At 65.5% G+C, this 21244-nt stretch carries 18 protein-coding genes and 3 tRNA genes; 10 read left to right on the top strand and 11 right to left on the bottom strand.

Features of this window, described 5'->3' with window-relative positions:
* Positions 1-151: 151 nt before the first annotated feature.
* The 8 genes from AC1DX2_RS17100 to folC form a co-directional block, all read right to left on the bottom strand.
* Positions 152-228 (bottom strand) — tRNA-Asp (locus AC1DX2_RS17100).
* Positions 229-301: 73 nt separating this feature from the next.
* Positions 302-377 (bottom strand) — tRNA-Glu (locus tag AC1DX2_RS17095).
* A gap of 51 nt (positions 378-428) precedes the next feature.
* Positions 429-504, bottom strand: a tRNA-Ala gene (locus tag AC1DX2_RS17090).
* A gap of 85 nt (positions 505-589) precedes the next feature.
* On the bottom strand, positions 590-1996 hold the full coding sequence (gltX, locus tag AC1DX2_RS17085) for a glutamate--tRNA ligase (RefSeq protein ID WP_477197551.1): 1407 nt from the start codon (positions 1994-1996) through the stop codon (positions 590-592).
* Between the two features lie 15 nt (positions 1997-2011).
* Complete coding sequence (gene purF / locus AC1DX2_RS17080; RefSeq protein WP_477197550.1) at positions 2012-3517, bottom strand: amidophosphoribosyltransferase; 1506 nt, start codon at positions 3515-3517, stop codon at positions 2012-2014.
* A gap of 25 nt (positions 3518-3542) precedes the next feature.
* Positions 3543-4028, bottom strand: coding sequence for a CvpA family protein (locus AC1DX2_RS17075; RefSeq protein WP_477197549.1), 486 nt, complete (start codon positions 4026-4028; stop codon positions 3543-3545).
* Positions 4029-4041: 13 nt separating this feature from the next.
* Positions 4042-4926: an SPOR domain-containing protein gene (locus AC1DX2_RS17070; protein ID WP_477197548.1), complete on the bottom strand. Its 885-nt coding sequence runs from the start codon at positions 4924-4926 to the stop codon at positions 4042-4044.
* An 11-nt stretch (positions 4927-4937) separates the two neighbouring features.
* On the bottom strand, positions 4938-6227 hold the full coding sequence (folC, locus tag AC1DX2_RS17065; RefSeq protein WP_477197547.1) for a bifunctional tetrahydrofolate synthase/dihydrofolate synthase: 1290 nt from the start codon (positions 6225-6227) through the stop codon (positions 4938-4940).
* 322 nt (positions 6228-6549) lie between these two features.
* Between folC and AC1DX2_RS17060 the strand changes: the two genes are divergently transcribed.
* From AC1DX2_RS17060 to argG, 5 genes are all read left to right on the top strand, one after another.
* A complete protein-coding gene (locus tag AC1DX2_RS17060) occupies positions 6550-6927 on the top strand; it encodes an ArsC family reductase (RefSeq protein ID WP_477197546.1) in 378 nt (125 codons plus the stop codon).
* 136 nt (positions 6928-7063) lie between these two features.
* Positions 7064-9205, top strand: coding sequence for a DUF1800 domain-containing protein (locus AC1DX2_RS17055; RefSeq protein WP_477197545.1), 2142 nt, complete (start codon positions 7064-7066; stop codon positions 9203-9205).
* Between the two features lie 60 nt (positions 9206-9265).
* On the top strand, positions 9266-10651 hold the full coding sequence (locus AC1DX2_RS17050) for a DUF1501 domain-containing protein (protein ID WP_477197544.1): 1386 nt from the start codon (positions 9266-9268) through the stop codon (positions 10649-10651).
* 99 nt (positions 10652-10750) lie between these two features.
* A complete protein-coding gene (ppnP, locus tag AC1DX2_RS17045; protein WP_477197543.1) occupies positions 10751-11077 on the top strand; it encodes a pyrimidine/purine nucleoside phosphorylase in 327 nt (108 codons plus the stop codon).
* A 41-nt stretch (positions 11078-11118) separates the two neighbouring features.
* The gene (gene argG / locus AC1DX2_RS17040; protein ID WP_477197542.1) at positions 11119-12459 is read left to right on the top strand and encodes an argininosuccinate synthase; all 1341 of its coding nucleotides are present in this window, start codon (positions 11119-11121) and stop codon (positions 12457-12459) included.
* 222 nt (positions 12460-12681) lie between these two features.
* Here argG and AC1DX2_RS17035 read toward each other — a convergent pair whose 3' ends face one another.
* Both AC1DX2_RS17035 and AC1DX2_RS17030 read right to left on the bottom strand, forming a co-directional pair.
* A complete protein-coding gene (locus tag AC1DX2_RS17035) occupies positions 12682-13893 on the bottom strand; it encodes a DesA family fatty acid desaturase (RefSeq protein WP_477197541.1) in 1212 nt (403 codons plus the stop codon).
* 174 nt (positions 13894-14067) lie between these two features.
* On the bottom strand, positions 14068-15345 hold the full coding sequence (locus tag AC1DX2_RS17030) for an RsmB/NOP family class I SAM-dependent RNA methyltransferase (protein WP_477197540.1): 1278 nt from the start codon (positions 15343-15345) through the stop codon (positions 14068-14070).
* A 33-nt stretch (positions 15346-15378) separates the two neighbouring features.
* Here AC1DX2_RS17030 and AC1DX2_RS17025 point away from each other — a divergent pair, with 33 nt between their 5' ends.
* The gene (locus tag AC1DX2_RS17025) at positions 15379-15639 is read left to right on the top strand and encodes a DUF1653 domain-containing protein (protein ID WP_477197539.1); all 261 of its coding nucleotides are present in this window, start codon (positions 15379-15381) and stop codon (positions 15637-15639) included.
* Positions 15640-15718: 79 nt separating this feature from the next.
* On the opposite strand, the gene purN is transcribed toward AC1DX2_RS17025, so the two are convergent.
* Positions 15719-16303: a phosphoribosylglycinamide formyltransferase gene (purN, locus tag AC1DX2_RS17020; RefSeq protein WP_477197716.1), complete on the bottom strand. Its 585-nt coding sequence runs from the start codon at positions 16301-16303 to the stop codon at positions 15719-15721.
* Positions 16304-16351: 48 nt separating this feature from the next.
* Here purN and AC1DX2_RS17015 point away from each other — a divergent pair, with 48 nt between their 5' ends.
* From AC1DX2_RS17015 to AC1DX2_RS17000, 4 genes are all read left to right on the top strand, one after another.
* On the top strand, positions 16352-17047 hold the full coding sequence (locus tag AC1DX2_RS17015; protein ID WP_477197538.1) for a YceH family protein: 696 nt from the start codon (positions 16352-16354) through the stop codon (positions 17045-17047).
* Between the two features lie 104 nt (positions 17048-17151).
* Positions 17152-18330 carry an acyl-CoA dehydrogenase family protein gene (locus tag AC1DX2_RS17010; RefSeq protein WP_477197537.1) on the top strand — a complete coding sequence of 393 codons (1179 nt, stop codon included), beginning with the start codon at positions 17152-17154 and terminating at the stop codon, positions 18328-18330.
* Positions 18331-18359: 29 nt separating this feature from the next.
* Complete coding sequence (locus AC1DX2_RS17005) at positions 18360-19478, top strand: acyl-CoA dehydrogenase family protein (RefSeq protein WP_477197536.1); 1119 nt, start codon at positions 18360-18362, stop codon at positions 19476-19478.
* A 69-nt stretch (positions 19479-19547) separates the two neighbouring features.
* On the top strand, positions 19548-20948 hold the full coding sequence (locus AC1DX2_RS17000) for an alpha/beta fold hydrolase (RefSeq protein ID WP_477197535.1): 1401 nt from the start codon (positions 19548-19550) through the stop codon (positions 20946-20948).
* Positions 20949-21244 lie beyond the last annotated feature (296 nt).

Genomic DNA, 21244 nt, shown 5'->3' with positions numbered 1-21244 from the left:
CCTTTTGGTGAAGTGGGCTATGTAGCAGGGCTGGAATTGGCCATCGACGTGACCAAGTGAAAAACATCATCCAAAGTTCGGAAAACATATTCCAAACTTCCAAAGCAAAACGCCATCAAGACCGTTAAGTGCTTGATGGCGTTCGCAATTCTGGCGGAGTGGACGGGACTCGAACCCGCGACCCCCGGCGTGACAGGCCGGTATTCTAACCAACTGAACTACCACTCCTGGTAGGCTGCGTTCGCCTGCTTGCGCAAGCCAAGTGCTGCCAACTTGTGCCGTCAGCCCGGTTGGGCAAAACTGGCGACCCTACGGGGATTCGAACCCCGGTACTCACCGTGAAAGGGTGATGTCCTAGGCCTCTAGACGATAGGGTCAAAACCTGTGGACTACTCTGCGTAGCGCATCCTCAACCATTTGCGAAAACTTGGTGGAGGTAAGCAGGATCGAACTGCTGACCTCTTGCATGCCATGCAAGCGCTCTCCCAGCTGAGCTATACCCCCACATGTTTCGCAAACTGACACTGCCCAACGACCACCTCGTTTTACTGCATTGTCATGTTCTGAGCCTCAAATTATAGCCCGAAATTCACGCCGCTTTCAACCGGGTGATGACTTTTTCTTTTCCGGCCAGTTCCAGCACCGCGTCCAGCGATGGCGTCTGGGCCGTGCCCACCACCAGCACCCGCACCGGCATGGCCAGTTGCGGCATCTTCATGCCGGTGGCGGCCAGCACTTCCTTGATGGCGGCGGCTATGGCCGCCTTGTCCCACGTGGCCAGCGCAGCCAGCTTGTCGGCCAGCTGGGCGATGGCGGGTTTCACGGCGTCAGTCACATGCGTGGCCAGCTCGGTGGCGTCGGGTGTCACCGGCGCGTAAAAGCGCTGCACCCAGTCCGCCAGCGCCACCGTGGTGTCGCAGCGGTCCTTCAGCAGGCCGCAGAGGGCCGTCAAGCGCGCGTCGCTGGCACCACTGCCCACGTCCACACCGCGCTTGGCCAGTTGATCGGCCACCAGTCGGGCCAGCCGCGTGTTGTCGGCGGCCTTGATGTAGTGGGCATTCACCCACAACAGTTTGGCCGGGTCCCATTGGGCGGGGCTCTTGTTCAGGTGGCTGCCGTCGAACCATTCCACCAGTTGGCGGCGCTCGAACAGCTCGTCGTCGCCATGGCTCCAGCCCAGGCGGGCCAGGTAGTTCAGCATGGCCTCGGGCAGGTAACCGCCCTCTTCATAGGCCGTCACGCTGACCGCGCCACGCCGCTTGGACAGCTTTTGCCCATCGTCGCCCAGGATCACGGGGCAGTGGCCGAACAGCGGCAGTGGCGCACCCAGCGCGTGGAAGATGTTGATCTGCCACGGCGTGTTGTTGATGTGCTCATCACCGCGGAACACATGGGTGATGGCCATGTCCCAGTCGTCCACCACGACGGCGAAGTTGTAGGTCGGTATGCCATCCGTGCGGACGATGATCAGGTCATCGATCTCGCGGTTGCTGATGGTGATGGGGCCTTTGACCAGGTCGTCCCAGGTGACGTCGCCGTCTGCGGGGTTGCGAAAGCGCACCACCGGTTTCACTCCCTCGGGCACGGGTGGCAACACCTTGCCCGGCTCGGGCCGCCAGCGGCCGTCATACAGCGCCTTTTCGCCGCGCGCCTTTTTGGCCTCGCGCACCGCATCCAGCTCCTCGGGGGTGCTGTAGCAGTGGTAGGCCTTGCCCTGCGCAATCAGCTGGTCCACCACCGCCTGGTAGCGGTCCAGACGCTTCATCTGGTAGATGGGGCCTTCGTCGTAGTCCAGGCCCAGCCAGCGCATGGAGGCCAGGATCTGCTCCACCGATTCCTGGGTGGAGCGAGCCACGTCGGTGTCTTCGATGCGCAGCACGAACTCGCCGCCATGGTGGCGCGCATAGGCCCACGAATACAGCGCGGTGCGCGCCGTGCCCAGGTGCAGGAAGCCGGTGGGCGATGGTGCGATGCGGGTGCGTACGGGTTTCTTCATTCTTCTTCTTGAAAATCAATCGGCCAGGTTGGGCAGGGCCAGGCGCGAGCTGTCTTCTTCGGCGCCCTCGTTGGCCACCACGCGCCGTTCGTTCAGGCGCACAATGTCGGCGGCGGTGATGTCGCCGGTGACGTAGATGCCGTCAAAACACGAGGCGTCGAAGCCCTGGATGGCCGGGTTCAGCGCGCCAATGGCCTTCTTCATGCCGTCCACGTCCTGGTAGATCAGCGCGTCGGCACCGATGATCTCGCGCACCTCTTCCACCGTGCGGTCGTGCGCCACCAGCTCGTCAGCGGTGGGCATGTCGATGCCGTACACATTGGGAAAGCGCACCGGCGGCGCGGCGCTGGCCAGGTAGACCTTCTTGGCGCCGGCATCGCGCGCCATCTGCACGATCTCGCGGCTGGTGGTGCCGCGCACGATGGAATCGTCCACCAGCAGCACGTTGCGACCCTTGAACTCGCTGGCGATCACATTCAGCTTCTGGCGCACCGATTTCTTGCGCACCGCCTGACCGGGCATGATGAAGGTGCGGCCCACATAGCGGTTCTTCACGAAACCTTCGCGGTACGGCAGGCCCAGCAGCTGTGCCAACTGGGCAGCACTGGGGCGGCTGCTTTCGGGGATGGGGATGACGACATCGATCTCACTCGGCGGCACGGTGGAGACCACCCGCTTGGCCAGCGTCTGGCCCAGGTTCAGCCGCGCCTGGTAGACCGAGATGCCGTCCATCACCGAGTCCGGCCGCGCCAGGTACACGTATTCGAAGATGCAGGGGTTCAGCACCGGTGCGTCGGCGCACTGCTGGGTATGCACCTGGCCGTCCAGCGTGATGAAGACCGCCTCGCCGGGGGCGACGTTGCGGTCGAACGTGTGGCCGGTGCCCTCCAGCGTGACCGACTCGCTGGCCACCATCACGGTGCCGTCGGCGCTTTTGCCCAGGCACAGCGGGCGGATGCCAAACGGGTCGCGGAAAGCCAGCACGCCGTGGCCGGCGATCAGGCAGATGACGGCATAAGAACCCTTGATGCGCGCATGCACGTTGCGCACGGCGGCAAACACGTCGGCCGGCTGCAGCGGCAGGCCGCGCGTGGTGCGCTCCAGCTCGTGCGCCAGCACGTTGAGCAGCACCTCGGAGTCGCTCTCGGTGTTGATGTGGCGGTGGTCGGTGGTGAACAGCTCGGCCTTCAGGGCCTGGGCGTTGGTCAGGTTGCCGTTGTGCACCAGCACGATGCCAAACGGCGCGTTGACGTAAAAGGGCTGGGCCTCTTCCTCGCTGTAGGCGTTGCCGGCGGTGGGGTAGCGCACCTGGCCCAAGCCGCAGTTGCCCGGCAGCGCGCGCATGTTGCGGGTGCGGAACACATCACGCACCAGGCCCTTGGCCTTTTGCATGAAGAACTTGCGCTCCTGCTGGGTGACGATGCCGGCCGCATCCTGCCCCCGGTGCTGCAACAGCAGCAAAGCGTCATAAATCAGCTGATTGACCGGGGCGCCACTGACGACCCCTACGATTCCGCACATAGTTTCACCATCGTGTGAACAGGCCCTAAGCCAAAAACCGGCCCATGCTGTCAGGCAGCAGGGGCCGCAGATCCTTCAACACCGTGGTCAGCAGGCCCGCACCCACCGACTCGCGCCACCAGGCGCTCTCTCTCATGGGCGTCAGCCCCACCACCACGGTGAAAGCCAGCAGCAGCACCACGCCACGCACCAGGCCAAACAAGGCTCCCATGCTGCGGTCCACAGGCCGCATGCCCACCGCCTCGACCAGCTTCTTCACCAGGCTGGCCACCAGCCCGCCGGCAAAGGCGGCCAGGATGAACACCACCGCAAAGGCAACGACGAAGCGCACCGCCTCGCTCATGCCGCCCACCGTGATGTGCGCTGCCACCTCGGGTGCGAACCACTGCGCCAGCAGGAAGGCAGCCACCCACACCAGCACCGACAACACCTCGTAGACCAGGCCGCGCCAGGCCCCCAGCAGGAACGAGGCACCCAGCACGCCGAGCAAAATCCAATCCAGCACCGGCATCGCCGCCCCCTCTTTACAACGTGAGGATGGCGGCCGGCATATCAAGCTTCTTGACCTTCTGCGCGGCGGCCTCGGCCTCGGCACGCTTGGCAAACGGCCCCAGGCGCACCCGGGTGCGCTCGCCCTCGGGCGTCTTGGCCACCTGGGTGAAGGTCTTCAAACCGGCGCGCTCCAGCTTCTGGCGCGTGTCGCGCACCTTGGCGGCGTCAGCGAAGGCGCCCACCTGCACGATGAAGCGCTCTTCAGCACCGGCCGAGGCTGGCGCTGCCGCTGCTCCGGCGGCGACGTTGGCAGCGGCCGGCGCCGACCGGCCTTCCAGCAGCGCCTGCGCACGGGCGGCTTCGTCGGCCTTGACGGGCGCAGGCTTGTCGGCCGGCTTGGCCTCGGCCTTGACCGCTGGCTTGGCGGCCTCGGGCTTGGCTGGTTCAGGCTTGGCGGGCTCCGCCTTGGGTGCGGGCTTGTCAGAGGCAGAAGCAGCGGCCAGCTGGGTGGCGGGTGCCTCGGGGGCCGCGCCACCCACCTTGCCGGACGACACCTGGGGCGTCGCTGGCAAGGTGACTGCCGGCTTGGGCGCAGCCGCCGCCACGCTGGTGGAAGCCGCCACGGTGGCTGGCGGCGTGCTGCCCGAGGCGGCCTCGGCCACCGGGGCAGCGGGCGCAGAGGGAATGGCCAGCGGCTTGGTCTTGTTCTTGTCCGGGATGTCGATGGGAATGTCCACCGGAATCGGGCGCGGCTGCTTGTCAAAGATCAGCGGAAAGCCCAGCACGGCCACCAGCACCAGCACCGTCGCCCCGATCAACCGGTGCCGCGCACGCCGGCGCAACACCTCCACGCTTTCGCCGGGCTGGGGTGCGGCGGGAGACTCGTCACCGGCGTTGCGAAACTTGAAAAAAGCCATGGATTGAGCGGTCAGGAATTCAGATGTTTGGCGTCCAGACGGGGCAAACCGTCCTGCAACACGCCACCCACCGTGTAGAACGAGCCAAAGACGACAATTCTATCAGCCGGGTCTGCGGCGGCGATGGCTGCCTGCAGCGCGGCGCGGGGGTCCGCATGGGTGCTGGCACTGGTGCCGGCGCGCACTCCCGCGGCCTGCCAGCGCTGCATCAGGTCGGCCGCGCTGGCCGCGCGCGGCGTGGGCAGGTCGGTGAAATACCACTTGTCCACCAGCGGGCCTATGCGGGCGAACATCGGCGCCAGATCCTTGTCGGCCATGGCGCCGAACACGCCATGGGTGCAGGGGTAAAAGCCCATGGCGTCCAGGTTCAGCGCCAGCGCCGCCACCGAGTGCGGGTTGTGCGCCACGTCCAGCACCAGCGCCGGCTGGCCCGGCACGATCTGGAAGCGCCCGGGCAACTCCACCATGGCCAGCCCGTTGCGCACCGCCTGCGCCGTCACCGGCAGGCGTTCGCGCAGGGCGGCCAGTGCCGCCAACACGCCCGAAGCGTTGACCAGCTGGTTGGCGCCCCGCAGCGCCGGGTACGCCAGTCCGCTGTAACGACGGCCACGGCCGGCCCAGCCCCACTGCTGCGGGTCACCGCTGTAGTTGAAATCACGCCCATGGCGCCACAGGTCGGCGCCCAGTTCCTCGGCGCGCTGCAGGATGCTGTCGGGCGGCACCGGGTCGCTGACGATCACCGGCCGCCCGGCGCGCATGATGCCAGCCTTCTCACGGCCAATGCTCTCGCGGTCCGGTCCCAGCAGCTCCATGTGGTCCAGGTCGATGCTGGTGATGATGGCGCAGTCGGCATCGATGATGTTGGTGGCGTCCAGCCGGCCGCCCAGGCCCACCTCCAACACCACCGCGTCCAGGTTCTGGCGCATCAGCACGTCCATGATGGCCAGTGTGGAGAACTCGTAATAGGTCAGCGAGACCTCGGCGCGCGCCGCTTCCACACGCGCGAAAGCCTCCACCAGCACAGCAGCCTCCACCATCTGCCCTTGCAGACGCAACCGTTCCTCAAAATGCACCAGGTGCGGCGAGCTGTACACCCCCACCCGGTAACCGGCCTGCAGCAGGATGCTCTCCAGCATCGCGCAAGTAGAGCCCTTGCCATTGGTACCGGCCACGGTGAACACCGGGCAGGCGAACCGGATGTCCATGCGTCGCGCCACCTCGCCCACGCGTGCCAGGCCCATGTCGATGGTGGTGGGATGCAGGCGCTCGCAGTGCGCCAGCCAGTCGGAAAGTGTCTTCATAGCGCGCGCATTGTCGCCCAGACCGCCAAGCCAGCGAGCTTCGTCGGCTTTTGTGTTTGCGCTGCGTGGTCATCATGCTTGGTTGGCTAGATCATGCCGACGCGGCACTCGGCTCCGCGGCTGTCCCCCGGGCCTGCGGCCCTCCTCCTTGATGCCGCTGCGCCGAATGCCGCATCGACCTGATCCTGCGAACGTGGTGGGCGTGCCGGCATTCCTGCGCAACGCGCGCCAATTGAACCGTCGGCAGCCCACAAGCACAGACGCCCTAGTTGCACCGGCCGCCGGAGAAGGAGACAGGCAGCAGGTGCCTATGATGGTGGGTATGAGCACGACACCATCCATTACCCTGCACGGCATCCCCAACTGCGACACCGTCAAGAAGGCGCGTACCTGGCTGACCGAGCATCACGTAGAACACCAGTTTCACGACTTCAAGAAGCAAGGCGTACCGCAGCCCGACATCGACCGCTGGCTGGACGCTGTGGGCTGGGAAAAACTGCTGAACCGCAAGGGCACCATGTGGCGCAAGCTGACGCCTGAGCAGCAGGCCGGTGTGACCGACGCGCCAACAGCCCGCGCACTGATGCTGGAGGTCCCCTCCGTCATCAAGCGCCCGGTGATGGATTGGGGTGGCGGCCGTTACACCGTGGGCTTTGACGAGGCCGTCTGGGCCCAGCGCATTGCCGGCGGCCAAAAATAAGTGGCCAAACCGGCAATTTGTTACAAAACCTTACCCCCACGACCTCAGGCCGCCCGAATGGACCGCGTTGCTTGGTGACATACTTCCAGGCATCTCGCCAGCTTTCGCCAACGCTCCACCAACAAGAGGTCCGCACATGGATGTCAGCCTCGATTCGCAGCGCCCGTCGCAGCGCACTGCCACTGGGCCTGCGACCGGCACACCTGCCGCTGCGGACAGCCCCGCGCCTGTCGCATCGACAGACCCGCAACCCACGCAAGCGCTGTGGTCCTGGTCGGCCGCCGGCCTGGCCAGCGCCGCTCTAGCCGCCTGCGGGGGTGGTGGCGACAGCGTAACCCCCGCCATCCTGCCCACGCAAGCGCGGAGCCTGCCGTTTGACAGCGCCACGGTGTCCGACACGCTGATCGCCAACGCCCCCCGCCAGCAAGCCGCCCAGGTGCAGATACGCGCCGCGCAAACGGTGACGCCCGACGCGCTGATGAACTGGGCCGAAACCACGCTGCCCACGCTGTTCCCCGGTCCGCAGCAGACGCTGAATGGTTCAGGCGGCGGCCTCAGCTACGTCTACCGTTTCTACCCACTGGCCAACGGCACCTGGAACCTGCTGGGCGTCACCACCGACGGCAAGGTGTATGTGATGGGTGCCATCACCGGCGGCGCGCTGACGCAGTTCGGCATGCTGCAAGATTACGCCTGTACGCTGTACCCCACCAGCTGCGGCATCACCAACCCGTACCTGGCGCCCACCAATGCCACCGAGGCAGCGCGCTTCCTGGCGCAGGCATCTCTGGGGCCTGTCAAAGCCGACATCACCGCGCTGCAGTCCAGCACCTACGGCGCCTGGATCGACGCGCAGATGGCCATGCCGCAGACCCAGAGCCACTACGACTGGCTGCTGGCCCACGGCTATGGCGACGCCGCCTACATGAACGGCGAGCAGGGCCTGAACAACAGCCTGTGGCGCAAGCTGATCACCAGCCCCGACACGCTGCGCCAGCGGGTGACGCTGGCGCTGTCGGAAATCCTGGTGGTGTCGGTGCTGGGCATCAACGCCTCGTGGCGCCAGTTCTCCGTGGCGCACTACCTGGACATCCTGGAAAACAACGCCTTCGGCAACTACCGCACGTTGCTGGACCAGGTCACGCTGAGCCCGGCCATGGGCGTCTACCTGACCTACCGCGGCAATGCCAAGGCCAACACCACCACCGGCAGCCAGCCGGACGAGAACTACGCCCGCGAGCTGATGCAGCTGTTCACCATTGGCCTGCAAAAGCTGAACATGGACGGCACGCTCCAACTGGTCAACGGCAACCCGGTGGAGACCTATGTGCAGGCCGACGTCAGCGGGCTGGCGCGCGTCTTCACCGGCTGGGACTACGACACCTCTGGCCTGACCTCGCCCTACCCGCCCGACATCCAGAAACGCAACCTGGTGCAGTCGGCCAGGAACCAGTACGAGACCGGCATCAAGACCTTTCTGGGTGTCACCATCCCTGCCAACACCGCGGCGCCGGCAGCGCTGAAGATCGCGCTGGACACGCTGTACGCCCACGCCTCGCTGCCGCCCTTCATCAGCCAGCAATTGATACAGCGGCTGGTCACCAGCAACCCCAGCCCGGCGTATGTGCAGCGCGTGGCCACGGTGTTCGCCAACAACGGCGCTGGTGTGCGGGGCGACCTGAAGGCCGTGATCAAAGCCATCCTGCTGGATGCCGAAGCGCGCGACATGACGGTGGCCGCGGGGAGCAGCTTCGGCAAGTTGCGCGAGCCCATGATCCGCTTCCTGAACTGGGCGCGCGCCTTCAACGCCACGTCGCCGTCCGACGTCTGGGCAGTGGGCGACCTGTCAGACCCCTCCACCAAGCTGGGTCAAAGCCCGATGCGCGCCCCCACGGTGTTCAATTTCTTCCACCCGGGCTATGCGCCGCCCGACGGTGCGCTGGCAGCGCAGAAGCTACTGGCGCCGGAGCTGGAGATCACCGACGAATCCACCGTGGCAGCCTATGTGAACTTCATGCAGAAGGCCATCAGCGGCACCGGCATCAACGACGTCAAGGGCAACTACGGCAGCCTGGTGTTCCTGGTCGGCGACTCAGCTGCGCTGCTGGCCGAGCTGAACTTGGTGCTGGCGGCCAACCAGATTCCGGCCGCCACACTGGCCGCCCTGAAAACCGCGTTGGACACCATCGCCGTCACCACCGACGCAGGGCGGAACAACCGCATTTATGCGGCGATCACCCTGGTGATGGCGTCGCCGGCGTACATTGCGCAAAAATGATGAACTTGCGAGACAGGCCGTAGCGCAGCGCAGCTCTGTCCCCAACTGATTGGAACGCTCATGAATCCCCTCTTCCGCGTGGATCCCAGCAACGCCTCGCGCCGGGCCTTCCTGAAGCGCGGCGCCGCGCTGTCACTGGCGGCCGGTGCCACGCCCTGGGCGCTGAACCTGGCCGCCATGGGCGAGGCGGCCGCCGCCACCGCCACCGACTACAAGGCCCTGGTGTGCGTGTTCCTGTATGGCGGCAACGACTACGCCAACACGCTGGTACCCTACGACGCCACCAACTACAACGCCTACAACAGCTACCGCAGCAACCTGGCGATAGACCGCAGCATGCTGGCGGCCACGCTGCTGAACCCGGCCACCGCGCTGCCCAACGCGCGCCAGTTCGCGTTGGCGCCCGGGCTGGCGCCGCTGCTGCCGATCTTCGACGCCGGCAAGATGGCGGTGCTGCTCAACATCGGCACGCTGATACGCCCCACCAGCAAGGCCCAATACAGCAGCCAGCAGATGCTGCCGCCCAAGCTGTTCTCGCACAACGACCAGCAGTCGTTCTGGCAGGCCTCGTCGCCCGAGGGCGCGGTGTCGGGCTGGGGTGGGCGGCTGGGTGACCTGTTCGAGGCCAGCAACGCCACCTCCACCTTCACCTGCATCAGCGTGACGGGCAACGCGGTCTACCTGTCCGGCCGCGACGCAGTGCAATACCAGGTCAGCAGCAGCGGCTCGGTGCCGGTCAACGGCATCAAGAGCAACCTGTTCGGCTCCAGCGCCTGCTCGGCCGCGCTGTCCAAGCTGATGACCACGCCCAGCACCCAACTGCTGGAGAACGAATACGCACGCGTGTCCAAGCGCTCCATAGACGCCAATGACCAGATCACGAAGGCACTGGCCGGCGTGTCCATGACCTCGGTGTTCCCCAGCACCGGGCTGGGCGACCAGTTGAAGATGGTGGCCAAGCTGATTGCCGCGCGCAACACGCTGGGCGCCAAGCGCCAGGTGTTCATGGTGTCGCTGGGCGGCTTTGACACCCACAACAGCCTGACCTCCGTGCACCCGGGCCTGATGACCACGCTGGGCAATGCGCTGGCGTCCTTCTACCTGGCCATGGGGGCGCTGGGCGTTTCGGACTCGGTGACCACCTTCACCGGCTCGGACTTCGGCCGCACGCTGCTGAGCAACACCGACGGCTCCGACCACGGCTGGGGCAGCATGCAGTTCGTGATGGGTGGCGCGGTGCAAGGCAGGTCGTATGTGGGTACGGCGCCGGTGCTGGGCAACAACGGCGCGGACGACGTCGGCCAGGGCCGCTTGCTGCCCAGCCTGTCGGTGGACCAGTTCGCGGCCACGCTGGGCACCTGGTTTGGCGTCTCGGCCACGGACCAGGCCCTGGTGCTGCCCAATTTGAAGAACTTCTCCAACACCAACCTGGGTTTCATGGCCTGAAGGGTCAGATAGAGCCGCCAGGCAGGCCGCTTGGGCCGGCGCGAGCCGGCAAATTAGAATCTAGGGTTCCACCTTAGTCATCTACAGCCCTGCCCGCCCATGTCCGCGCCCGCCACCACCCAAGTCCCCAACGTCAGCGTCGCCACCAAAGCCAACGTCTATTTCGACGGCAAGTGCGTCAGCCACACCATTGAACTGGCCGACGGCACGAAGAAATCGGTAGGCGTGGTGCTGCCCGCCACGCTGACCTTCAGCACAGGCGCGCCGGAGATCATGGAATGCGTGGCTGGCGCCTGCGAATACCGGCTGGCCGGTACCGACCGCTGGGTGGCTTCGGGCGCCGGCGAACGTTTTAGCGTGCCGGGCAACAGCAGCTTTGACATCCGCGTGGCCGACAGCTACCACTACATCTGCCATTTCGGCTGATTTCCCCCCGTTCCAACCGCAGCCGCACCAGCGTATCCCCCATGAGCAACACCATCCTGCAACAGATTCCCGCCGGCCAGAAGGTCGGCATCGCCTTTTCCGGCGGCCTGGACACCAGCGCCGCGCTGCACTGGATGCGCAACAAGGGCGCCATCCCCTATGCCTACACCGCCAACCTGGGCCAGCCCGACGAAGCGGACTATGACGACATCCCGCGCAAGGCCATGCAGTACGGCGCCGAAAGAGCGCGGCTGATCGACTGCCGCCAGCAGCTCGCCGCCGAGGGGATTGCGGCGCTGCAAAGCGGTGCCTTCCACATCTCCACCGCCGGCGTGACCTACTTCAACACCACGCCGCTGGGCCGCGCCGTGACCGGAACCATGCTGGTGGCGGCGATGAAGGAAGACGACGTCAACATCTGGGGCGACGGCAGCACCTTCAAGGGCAACGACATCGAGCGCTTTTACCGCTATGGCCTGCTGACCAACCCGGCGTTGAAGATCTACAAGCCCTGGCTGGACCAGGCCTTCATCGACGAGCTGGGCGGCCGGGCTGAGATGTCGGCCTTCATGACCAAGGCCGGTTTTGGCTACAAGATGTCGGCCGAGAAGGCCTACTCCACCGATTCCAACATGCTGGGCGCCACGCACGAGGCCAAAGACCTGGAGCACCTGAACAGCGGCATCAAGATCGTGCAGCCCATCATGGGCGTGGCGTTCTGGCGCGACGACGTGCAGGTCAAGGCCGAGACGGTGACGGTGCGCTTCGAGGAAGGCCGCCCAGTGGCGCTGAACGGCGTGGCCTACCCCGACTTGGCGGCGCTGATCCTGGAAGCCAACAAAATCGGCGGCCGCCACGGCCTGGGCATGAGCGACCAGATCGAGAACCGTATCATCGAAGCCAAGAGCCGCGGCATCTACGAGGCCCCGGGCCTGGCGCTGCTGTTCATCGCCTACGAGCGGCTGGTGACCGGCATCCACAACGAAGACACGATTGAGCAGTACCGCGACAACGGCCGTAAGCTGGGCCGCCTGCTGTACCAGGGCCGCTGGTTCGACCCGCAAGCCATCATGCTGCGCGAAACCGCGCAGCGCTGGGTGGCGCGCGCCATCACCGGCGAGGTGACGGTGGAGCTGCGCCGCGGCAACGATTATTCGCTGCTGAACACCGAGTCGCCCAACCTGACCTACCACCCCGACCGGCTGACGATGGAGAAGGGCGAGTCCGTCTTCTCCCCGGCCGACCGCATCGGCCAACTGACCATGCGCAACCTGGACATCGTGGACACCCGCGCCAAGCTGGGCATCTATTCGGCCGCCGGGCTGTTGTCACTGGGTGAAGGCGGCGACTTCCTGAGCCTGAAGAACGACGGTAAGAAATAGCCCTTTTGCGTTGACGCGTCTCCGTAGCGCGCCAGCCTGAAAATTGGCCTTCCCAGGTTGCACATGGGGCCCTTAGCCAATTTTCAGGCTGGCACGCCGCTCCCCGGTTAACGAAATAGCACAGGCGTGAGGCTTCCTCGTTGGCCGCATGCCCGGTGCCCACCCCAGAGCCAAAGAAAAAGCCCGCACGAAGCGGGCTTTTGCATTCAGCGCCGGAAATACTCAGGCACGTGCAGCACGCAACCGCAGCGAGAACTCTTGCAGCGCGGCCACACCGCTGGCCTCGGCGCGGTGGCACCAGGCTTGCAGTTCGGCGATCAGGTGCTCGCGCGAGTGCGAGGTGTTCAGCCACATCTGGCGCAGTTCTTCGCGCATGGTCACCATCTTGTCCAGCGACGGGAAGGCGGCACGGGCTTTTTCCAGGTTTTGGTGGGCGTGAGCCGGCACCTTTTCTGTGTCGCGGTGCATCCAGCGCTTGGCGGTCTTCACCACGGCGGTGTCCACGCTGGCCTTCGAGGTGGCAAATTCTTCACGGCGGGCCTGGCGCATGCCCTTGGCGTAGCGGGCCATGATCTCGTAGCGGTTGGCGATCAGCGCCTCCAGCGTTTTCTCGTCGGCCACCGGTCGCACATCGCCATAGGCCAGCTTGGGCGGCGTCTTCTTGACCTTGGCCAGGCCCAAGGCGCTCATGATGCAGATGTACATCCAGCCGATGTCAAACTCGTACGGCTTGACCGACAGCTTGGCCGACGTCGGGTAGGTGTGGTGGTTGTTGTGCAACTCTTCGCCGGCAATGATGATGCCCCAGGGCGAGATGTTGGTGCTGGCGTCTTGCGCCTCAAAATTGCGGTAACCCCAGTAGTGGGCGGCACCGTTGATGATGCCGGCAGCGGTGATGGGCGTCCAGGCCATTTGGACGGCCCAGATGGCCAGACCGCCAGCGCCGAACAGCGCCAGGTCCAGAATCAGCATCAGGCCCACGCCCTGCCAGGAGTAGCGGGTGTACAGGTTGCGCTCGATCCAGTCGTCCGGCGTGCCGTGGCCGTAGCGGGCCAGGGTATCGGCATTTTTCGACTCCTTGCGGTACAGCTCGGCACCCTGCGTCAGCACCATCTTGATGCCGTGCACGTGGGGGCTGTGCGGGTCGTCGGCCTGCTCGCACTTGGCGTGGTGCTTACGGTGGATGGCGGCCCACTCCTTGGTCACCATGCCGCTTGTCAGCCACAGCCACAAGCGGAAAAAGTGCGAGGCGATAGGGTGCAGGTCCAGCGAACGGTGCGCCTGGTGGCGGTGCAGGTAGACGGTGACGCTGATCATCGTCACGTGCGTCAAAGCCAGCAGGACCAGCACCATCTGCCACCAAGCCAGGTCCCACATGCCATGGGACAACCACTCGACGGCGGCGTTCAGCACCGCCCAGTCAGGTAACAACATGAAAGTAAATCTCTCGAAAGAAAATAGAGAAAGTAGGAAACGGCCTACGGAGGCAACGGCTGACTGTCAGACATCGCGGCCCGGCGTCCGTTCCCCCAATTTTAAGGCCTACCCCTTACGGGCGGGCGACAAATTCTTGATTTGCCTCAAAACCGGTCATTTTTCACCAAAATCTTATTTCTTCTGCCAAATTGCGGCGAAAAAACCGTCCGTGCCATGCAAATGGGGCCAAAGGCGCAAATACAAGTGCCCTGACTCGCCACCGCGACACAGTTTGGCCACAGATTCACCCAGTTTCAGCCCGTCCAGCACGTCGCCCACTTCCAATGGCACGAAATCCGGGTGCGCTGCGCTGAAAGCGTCGGCCACGGCCTCGTTTTCCTGCGGCAGCAGGCTGCAGGTGGCATACACCAACCGGCCGCCGGGCTTCAACAGGCGGGCGGCGCTTTGCAGGATGGCGGCTTGCAGCTTGGCCAGTTCTTCCACCGTCTGCGGCGTCTGGCGCCACTTCAAATCCGGGCTGCGCCGCAGCGTGCCCAGGCCGGAGCAGGGTGCATCCACCAGCACGCGGTCTATCTTGCCGGCCAGGCGCTTGATGCGGTCATCACGCTCATGGGCAATGGCCACCGGGTGCACGTTGGACAGGCCGCTGCGCGCCAGCCGGGGCTTCAGCGCCTCCAGCCGGTGCCCCGAGGTGTCAAAGGCGTACAGCCGACCGGTGTTGCGCATGGAGGCGCCCAGCGCCAGCGTCTTGCCGCCGGCGCCGGCGCAAAAATCCACCACCATCTCGCCGCGCTTCGCGTCTGTCAGCAGCGCCAACAACTGCGAGCCCTCGTCCTGCACCTCGATGGCGCCGCTCAGGAAGGCGTCCAGCTTGTTCAGCGCCGGTTTGCCGGCAATGCGCAGGCCCCAGGGGGAATACGGCGTGGGTTGGGCCTTCAGGCCGCCCTTGGCCAGATCTTGCTGCACCTGTTCGCGTTTGGCGTTCAGCACGTTGACGCGCAGGTCCAGCCCCGCTGGCTGTTCCAGTGCCTGGGAGAGCTGCCAAAAGCCTTCATCGCCCAGCTGGGCCTTCAAGGGCACCACCAGCCAGTCCGGCAGGTTGTGGCGGTGCCGGTCCATCAGCTCGGTGTCCTTGACCTGCAGGCAGGCGTCCAGCCATTGCTTTTCGCTGTCGCTCAAGGCGCTTTTGAGGAAATCCACTGGGCCGGCAAAGCCCAGGATGGCCATGCGGCGCTCCTTGGCGCCACTGCCCGAGCGGGCCAGATACTCGTAAAACTGCTTCTTGCGCAGCACGTTGTAGACGGTGTCGGTCAGCGTGGCGCGCTCGCGCGGGCCATAGCTGCGTTGTTCGCGGAAGAACCGCGACACGACGGCGTCGGTGGGGTGGTCAAACATCAGGCTGAGCCGCACCAATTCGGCGCAGCCATCCAACAGGGCTTTCGGGTGCATGGCCCGATTGTCTCATTGGGCACAATCCAGGGTATGAGCGCCACCGACCATGACCTGCCCCCTTTGATCGAAACCCCGCCCGGCCGCTACCGCCACTACAAGGGCATGTTGTACGACGTGCTGGGCACAGTGCGCCACAGCGAGACGCTGGAGCCCATGACGCTGTACCGCGCGTTGTACGGCGCCCACGGCCTGTGGGTGCGGCCGGCGGCCATGTTCATGGAAGAGGTGGTGATCGCCGGCATTCGCCAGCAACGCTTTGCCAAGGTGGCAGACGATACGCCGGTTGCTTAGGGCCCCCACGTCCGGCACTTCGTGTCCGTCCTGCCCCCCGAGGAGGCCGCAAATCCCCTTGTGGCGGCCCGGCGGGGATTTAGGGCGCTTGCGCAAGCAAGCCCGCAATGGCGCGCGGGTAAATCAGGTGTTCCTGCGTCAGCACGCGCGCGGCCAGCGTGTCAGCACTGTCGCCTGGCAGCACCGGCACCACGGCCTGGGCCAGGATGGGGCCGTGGTCCAGGTCGGCGGTGACCTGGTGCACGGTGGCGCCGGCCTGTTGGCAGCCGGCGTCCAACGCCCGCTGGTGGGTGTGCAGGCCGGGAAAAGCCGGCAGCAGCGAGGGGTGGATGTTCAACAGCCGGCCGGCGTAGCGGGCGACGAAAGCCGGCGTCAGAATGCGCATGAAGCCGGCCAGCACCACTAGCGTCGGCGCGTGGCTGTCGATCAAGGCGGCCAGCGCCTCGTCAAACACCTCGCGACTGGCGAAGGCCTTGTGGTCCAGCACGCCGGTGGCAATGCCTTGCTCGCGGGCAAAGAGCAGCCCCTTGGCATCGGCCCGGTTGCTGATGACGGCCGCCACCCGCGCGCCATAGCGCCGGTCCCAGCCGTCGCGCTGCGCCACCTTGACGATGGCCGCCATGTTGGAGCCGCCGCCGGAAATCAGGATCACGATGTTCTTCACAATGTCTTTTGCCAACAGGCCATGCCGGCGCACTAAGATGGCCGGATTATGAACGCGCCCTCTCCCACCACCCCAACCGCGCTGACCGCTGTGGAAGCCCGCGTGCTGGCCACGCTGATGGAAAAAGCTCGCACCGTGCCCGACAGCTACCCGCTGACGCTGAACAGCCTGCTGTCTGGCTGCAACCAGAAGACCAGCCGCGAGCCCTTGATGGAATTGGGCGAGCCCGAAGTGTTGCAGGCGCTGGACAACCTGCAGTCGCTGCAACTGGTGCGCCAGAGCAGCGGCGGGCGCGCCGCGCGCTTCGAGCACAACTTCCAGCGCGGCATCGGCGTGCCCGAACAATCCGCCGTGCTGCTGGGCTTGCTGATGCTGCGCGGCCCGCAGACCGCCGGCGAATTGCGGTTGAATGCAGAGCGCTGGTACCGCTTTGCCGACATCTCGTCGGTAGAGGCTTTTCTGGAAGAGCTGCAGGACCGTGCGGCCGACAAGGGCGGCGCGCTGGTGGTCAAGCTGCCGCGCGCGCCGGGCGAACGCGAACAGCGCTGGATGCACCTGCTGTGCGGCCCGGTGGATGCAGCGCAGTTTGCGCCCACCAACCGCGCAATGGGCGCCAACGTGGCCGATGCCGCCGGCCCGCTGGCGCAGCGGGTGCAGGCACTGGAGGCCGAGGTGGCCAGCCTGCGCCAGACAGTGGCCAAACTCTGCACCGAGCTGGGCATGTCGCCGGCTGGACAGGAATAAACGAACGACCGTGCTAAAAAACGGGTTGCAGGCGGATTTGACCGCCCATTTTTTGCCATTTTTTTCTTATCAGCAGGCCGTCAACGGCCGTTTGGAGACTTGTCATGGATCTGGCATTCACGCCTGAAGAGCAGAAATTCCGCGAAGAGGTTCGCAGTTGGGTGGCAGCCAGCCTGCCCAAGGAGCTGTCCCACAAAGTGCACAACGCGCTGAAGCTGACGCGTGAGGACATGCAGGGCTGGGCCAAGATCCTGGGCAAGAAAGGCTGGCTGGGTTACGGCTGGCCCAAGCAGTTTGGCGGCCCCGGCTGGACATCGATTCAAAAGCATTTGTTCGAAGAAGAATGCGCGTTGGCCGGCGCGCCGCGCATCATCCCCTTCGGCCCGGTGATGGTGGCCCCGGTCATCATGGCTTATGGCAACGCCGAGCAGCAAGCGCGCTTCCTGCCCGGCATCGCCAGTGGCGAGGTGTGGTGGAGCCAGGGCTACAGCGAACCGGGTTCCGGCTCGGACCTGGCCTCGCTGAAGACCCGCGCCGAGCGCAAGGGTGACAAGTACATCGTCAATGGCCAGAAGACCTGGACCACGCTGGGCCAGTACGGCGAATGGATCTTCTGCCTGGTGCGCACCAGCAGCGAAGGCAAGCCGCAGACCGGCATCAGCTTCCTGCTGATCGACATGAAGTCGCCTGGCGTCACCGTTCGCCCCATCGTGCTGCTCGACGGCGATGCAGAGGTCAACGAGGTGTTCTTCGACAACGTGGAAGTGCCGGCCGAGAACCTGATTGGCGAAGAGAACAAGGGCTGGACTTATGCCAAGCACCTGCTCAGCCACGAACGCACGAACATCGCCGACGTGAACCGCGCCAAGCGCGAGCTGGAACGGCTGAAGCGCATCGCCAAGGCCGAGGGCGTGTACGATGACCTGCGTTTCCGCGACGAGATCGCCAAGCTGGAAGTGGACGTGGTGGCGCTGGAAATGCTGGTGCTGCGCGTGCTGGCGGCCGAAAAGTCCGGCAAGCAGTCACTGGACATTGCCGGCCTGCTGAAGATTCGCGGCAGCGAGATCCAGCAGCGCTACAGCGAGCTGATGATGCTGGCCGCCGGCCCCTTCGCGCTGCCGCTGATACGCGAGGCGATGGAAGCCGGCTGGCAAGGCGACCACGTGGGCGCCGCCCACTGCGCGCCGCTGGCCAGCACCTACTTCAACATGCGCAAGACCACCATCTACGGCGGCTCGAATGAAGTGCAGCGCAACATCGTTTCCCAGGTCGTCCTGGGCTAAGCCACAACACGAACAAACAGGTGACTTAAATGGATTTCGACTTCTCCGACGACCAGGAACAACTGCGTGACGCCGTGCGCAAGTGGGTGGACAAGGGCTACAGCTTCGAGCGCCATCGCGCCATCGTCAAGGCCGGCGGCTACTCGGCAGAGGCCTATGGCCAGATCGCTGAGCTGGGCCTGTGCGGCCTGTACATCCCAGAAGACCAGGGTGGCCTGGGCATGGGCCCGGTGGAGGCCATGGTGGTGATGGAAGAGCTGGGCAAGGGCATGGTGTTGGAGCCCTTTGCGCAGACGCTGATCGCCGGGGGCGTGCTGTCAGGCTATGCGCCCGAAGCGCTGAAGGCCCAGTGGCTGCCGAAGATCGCCAGCGGCGAGGCGCTGGTGGTGCTGGCCTACCAAGAGCGCGCTGCCCGCTACAAGCTGGACCAATGCAAGGCCACCGCCGTGCAGGCCGGCGACGGCTGGACCGTGAGCGGCCACAAAAGCGTGGTGCCGGTGGGTGACAAGGCCCAGGCCTTCCTGGTGCCAGCCAAGGCCAACGGCCAGATTGCGCTGTTCCTGGTGGAAGCCAGCGCGTCTGGCGTGGCCGCGCGCGGCTACGGCACGCAAGACGGCAGCCGCGCCGCCGAGCTGGTGCTGCAAGGCGCCAATGCCAGCCTGGTGACGCTGGACGGCCTGACGGCGCTGGAGCATGCGGTGGACATCGGCATTGCCGCCACCTGCGCCGAAGCGGTGGGCGTGATGGACAAGACCATGGCGCTGACCGCCGAGTACCTGAACACGCGCAAGCAGTTCGGCGTCGTCATCAGCAGCTTCCAGGCGCTGCGCCACCGCGCCGCCGACATGAAGATGCAGCTGGAGCTGGCCCGCTCCATGAGCTATTACGCGTCGCTGAAGCTGAACGCCCCCCCAGCCGAGCGCCGCATGGCCATGGCGCGTGCCAAGTACCAGATCGGCAACTCCATGCGCTTCATCGGCCAGGCTTCGGTGCAGATGCACGGCGGCATTGGCGTGACGGACGAGTACATCGGCAGCCACTACTTCAAGAAGCTGACCGAAATGGAAATGGTCTTTGGCGACACGCTGCACCATCTGGGTGAAGTGTCCAAGGGCATGAAGGACACGACGACCGGCGTGTTTGCCTGAAGCGAGCATCGCGCACAACCCTGCAACGCGGCCCCGAGGGGCCGCGCTTTTTTTTGGAGACCGACCACCATGCTGAACCGCCGCCTGCTTTTGTCGCTGTTGGCCAGCGCCGCCTTATTGGCCGGCTGCGCCGCACCCGCCTCATCGCCCTCGCTGCAACAGGCGCCAGTGATCGTGTTCGTGCACGGCAATGGCGACAACGGCGCCAACTGGCAGACCACGCAGTGGCGCTTTGCCAGCAACGGCTGGCCGATGGAGCGCCTGATCGCATTGGACCAGCCCTACCCGCAGGCGCGCGATGACGACGGCAAGCCGCAGCCTGGGCGCAGTTCCACCGCCGACAGTCTGGCCTGGCTCAGCGCCGAGGTGGACAAGGCACTGGCTGCCACCGGCGCCAGCCAGGTGGTGCTGCTGGGCAACTCGCGCGCCGGCAACACCATTCGCAACTACATCGCCAACGGCGGCGGCAGCGCCAAGGTCAGCCAGGTGGTGCTGGGCGGCACCCCCAACCACGGCGTATGGGCCGTTGCCGGGCAGAACGAGGGCAGCGAGTTCGCCGGCACCGGCCCCTTCCTGAAGGCGCTGAATGCACCCAAGAACGCCAGCGGTGACGAGGTGACCGGCCCGGTACGGTGGCTGACGGTGCGTTCCGACAACAACGACAAGTTCGCTCAGCCCGACGGCCTGTGGATAGGCCAGAAAGGCAAGCCCACCAATATCGACGCCAAAGGCCCGGAGCTCAAAGGCGCCACCAACATCGTCATCGCCGGTATAGACCACCGCGAAACCTCGTTCTCGGCCCCCGCCTTTGCCGCCGCCTACCGCTTCATCACCGGGCGCGAGCCCGCCAGCAACGGCCCGCAGGCCATCGCGCCACAGAGCGGCCCCATCACACTCAACGGCAAGCTCACCGGCCTGGGGCTGCGCTCCGAAGACCCGGCATCGGGCAATTTCGGCAACAACCTGCCCCTGCCGGGCGCTGAACTGGTGGTGTACGCCGCCGACCCGGCCACCGGCAAACGCCAGGGTGAAGCGGTGCACCGCAAGACCATCGCCGCCGACGGCCTGTGGGGCCCGTTCGCGGCCCAGGCCGGCCAGGCCTATGAATTCGTCATCAGCGCGCCCGGCTACGCCGTCACCCATGTGTACCGCTCAGGCTTCCCACGCGCCAGCAACAACATCAACCTGCGCACCGAACGCCTGCCCGATGCCGACAAAACGGCCGGCGCGGTCGTCACCTTCATCCGCCCGCGCGGCTACTTCGATGCCCAGCGCGACAAGATGAGTTTCGACGGCCAACCCATCCCGCCCGGCGTGCCGCCCAGCGGTGCCGGCGTGGCCAGCTCCAGGCTGAAGCTGGACAAGGCCGAGTTGCGCACCATCACTGCCGAGTTCAACGGCGAAAAGCTGGTTGGCCAGACCTGGCCGGCCGCGCAGGGGCATGTGGTGATGCTGGAGTTGACGTACTGAATTCCAAATTCAGCTCCGCCACTCGTGACGCGTTTTCGGTTGCCGATGCCGCTGGTGCGCGTGGCTACGCGAATGTCCCTCGGGCCTTCGGCCCTCCTCCTTGATTTCGCTCCGCCACACGCTCCAGCGACACCGGACACGTTGGCAGGCGCGGCGTTGGCACGCCCATCACATTGGCAAGATCAGGTCGTCATGGCATTCAGCGCAGTGGCATCAAGGAGGAGGCCGCAGGCCGGGGGACAGCCACGGAGCTGAGTGCCGTGACGGCATGATCCCGCCAACCAAACATCGCGTTC

This window comes from Hylemonella sp. P2_B10, from assembly GCF_056404875.1.
Note: the sequence above shows the minus strand (reverse complement) of the source record. Positions and strands in the feature narration are given on the sequence as shown.

Coding starts and splice junctions, on each gene's coding strand:
- AC1DX2_RS17025 (WP_477197539.1), top strand. CDS start 15,379: ATGAGCGCCACCGACCATGACCTGCCCCCTTTGATCGAAACCCCGCCC.
- purF (WP_477197550.1), bottom strand. CDS start 3,517: ATGTGCGGAATCGTAGGGGTCGTCAGTGGCGCCCCGGTCAATCAGCTG.
- AC1DX2_RS17055 (WP_477197545.1), top strand. CDS start 7,064: ATGGATGTCAGCCTCGATTCGCAGCGCCCGTCGCAGCGCACTGCCACT.
- AC1DX2_RS17000 (WP_477197535.1), top strand. CDS start 19,548: ATGCTGAACCGCCGCCTGCTTTTGTCGCTGTTGGCCAGCGCCGCCTTA.
- ppnP (WP_477197543.1), top strand. CDS start 10,751: ATGTCCGCGCCCGCCACCACCCAAGTCCCCAACGTCAGCGTCGCCACC.
- gltX (WP_477197551.1), bottom strand. CDS start 1,996: ATGAAGAAACCCGTACGCACCCGCATCGCACCATCGCCCACCGGCTTC.
- AC1DX2_RS17060 (WP_477197546.1), top strand. CDS start 6,550: ATGAGCACGACACCATCCATTACCCTGCACGGCATCCCCAACTGCGAC.
- AC1DX2_RS17035 (WP_477197541.1), bottom strand. CDS start 13,893: ATGTTGTTACCTGACTGGGCGGTGCTGAACGCCGCCGTCGAGTGGTTG.
- AC1DX2_RS17010 (WP_477197537.1), top strand. CDS start 17,152: ATGGATCTGGCATTCACGCCTGAAGAGCAGAAATTCCGCGAAGAGGTT.
- AC1DX2_RS17030 (WP_477197540.1), bottom strand. CDS start 15,345: ATGCACCCGAAAGCCCTGTTGGATGGCTGCGCCGAATTGGTGCGGCTC.
- AC1DX2_RS17075 (WP_477197549.1), bottom strand. CDS start 4,028: ATGCCGGTGCTGGATTGGATTTTGCTCGGCGTGCTGGGTGCCTCGTTC.
- argG (WP_477197542.1), top strand. CDS start 11,119: ATGAGCAACACCATCCTGCAACAGATTCCCGCCGGCCAGAAGGTCGGC.
- AC1DX2_RS17005 (WP_477197536.1), top strand. CDS start 18,360: ATGGATTTCGACTTCTCCGACGACCAGGAACAACTGCGTGACGCCGTG.
- AC1DX2_RS17015 (WP_477197538.1), top strand. CDS start 16,352: ATGAACGCGCCCTCTCCCACCACCCCAACCGCGCTGACCGCTGTGGAA.
- AC1DX2_RS17070 (WP_477197548.1), bottom strand. CDS start 4,926: ATGGCTTTTTTCAAGTTTCGCAACGCCGGTGACGAGTCTCCCGCCGCA.
- AC1DX2_RS17050 (WP_477197544.1), top strand. CDS start 9,266: ATGAATCCCCTCTTCCGCGTGGATCCCAGCAACGCCTCGCGCCGGGCC.
- folC (WP_477197547.1), bottom strand. CDS start 6,227: ATGAAGACACTTTCCGACTGGCTGGCGCACTGCGAGCGCCTGCATCCC.